Annotated in this window: 2 rRNA genes (1 of these 2 running past the window's edge); both read right to left on the bottom strand. The window is 55.4% G+C overall.

The window, feature by feature from the left end:
* Position 1 precedes the first annotated feature (1 nt).
* Positions 2–118, bottom strand: a 5S ribosomal RNA gene (gene rrf, locus AB0878_RS49345).
* 83 nt (positions 119–201) lie between these two features.
* Positions 202–1,596, bottom strand: a 23S ribosomal RNA gene (locus tag AB0878_RS49340) (its annotated part continues 1,192 nt past the right edge of the window); the annotation flags it as partial.

The following is a 1,596-nucleotide window of genomic DNA, read 5'->3' as shown; positions in this document are numbered from 1 at the left end:
AGTTCGGCGGCGTCCTACTCTCCCACAACCCTTCGGTTGCAGTACCATCGGCGCTACCAGGCTTAGCTTCCGGGTTCGGAATGGGACCGGGCGTTTCCCTGGCGCTATAACCACCGAAACACTACGAAACAACACACACCGCGTCTGTCATAGACACCGGTGTGGTGTTTCAGAACCGTAGAGTGGATGCGTAACATCTTTGTAGGCAAGTCCTCGGCCTATTAGTACCAGTCAACTCAACAACACATTACTGTGCTTCCATCTCTGGCCTATCAACCCAATCGTCTTTTGGGGGCCTTAACCCACATGGGGTGGGATACCTCATCTTGGAACAGGCTTCCCGCTTAGATGCCTTCAGCGGTTATCCCTTCCGAACGTGGCCAACCAGCCATGCCCCTGGCGGGACAACTGGCACACCAGAGGTTCGTCCGTCCCGGTCCTCTCGTACTAGGGACAGCCTTCCTCAAGTATCCTACGCGCGCGGCGGATAGGGACCGAACTGTCTCACGACGTTCTAAACCCAGCTCGCGTGCCGCTTTAATGGGCGAACAGCCCAACCCTTGGGACCTACTCCGGCCCCAGGATGCGACGAGCCGACATCGAGGTGCCAAACCATGCCGTCGATATGGACTCTTGGGCAAGATCAGCCTGTTATCCCCGGGGTACCTTTTATCCGTTGAGCGACACCCCTTCCACCAGGTGGTGCCGGATCACTAGTCCCGACTTTCGTCCCTGCTCGACATGTCTGTCTCACAGTCAAGCTCCCTTGTGCACTTGCACTCAACACCTGATTGCCAACCAGGCTGAGGGAACCTTTGGGCGCCTCCGTTACTCTTTAGGAGGCAACCGCCCCAGTTAAACTACCCATCAGGCACTGTCCCTGAACCAGATCATGGCCCGAGGTTCAGATTCCCAATTCGACCAGAGTGGTATTTCAACAACGACTCCACAGTAACTAGCGTCACCGCTTCACAGTCTCCCACCTATCCTACACAAGCCGAACCGAAAACCAATACCAAACTATAGTAAAGGTCCCGGGGTCTTTCCGTCCTGCCGCGCGTAACGAGCATCTTTACTCGTAGTGCAATTTCGCCGGGCCTGTGGTTGAGACAGCCGGAAAGTCGTTACGCCATTCGTGCAGGTCGGAACTTACCCGACAAGGAATTTCGCTACCTTAGGATGGTTATAGTTACCACCGCCGTTTACTGGCGCTTAAATTCTCAGCTTCACCCCCGAAGGGATTAACCGGTCCTCTTAACGTTCCAGCACCGGGCAGGCGTCAGTCCATATACATCGTCTTGCGACTTCGCATGGACCTGTGTTTTTAGTAAACAGTCGCTTTCCGCTGGTCTCTGCGGCCACCCACCCCTAGCCTGTAAAAGGCCTCAAGGTGTTTGGCCCCCCTTCTCCCGAAGTTACGGGGGCATTTTGCCGAGTTCCTTAACCACAGTTCACCCGATCGCCTTGGTATTCTCTACCTGACCACCTGTGTTGGTTTGGGGTACGGGCCGTGCATGCACTCACTAGAGGCTTTTCTCGGCAGCATAGGATCACCCTCTTCGCCTCAAACGGCTACGCATCACGTCTCAGCCACAT

Source organism: Amycolatopsis sp. NPDC047767, from assembly GCF_040704195.1.
Classification (GTDB): domain Bacteria; phylum Actinomycetota; class Actinomycetes; order Mycobacteriales; family Pseudonocardiaceae; genus Amycolatopsis.
This window is presented reverse-complemented; position numbering and strand designations above follow the sequence as displayed.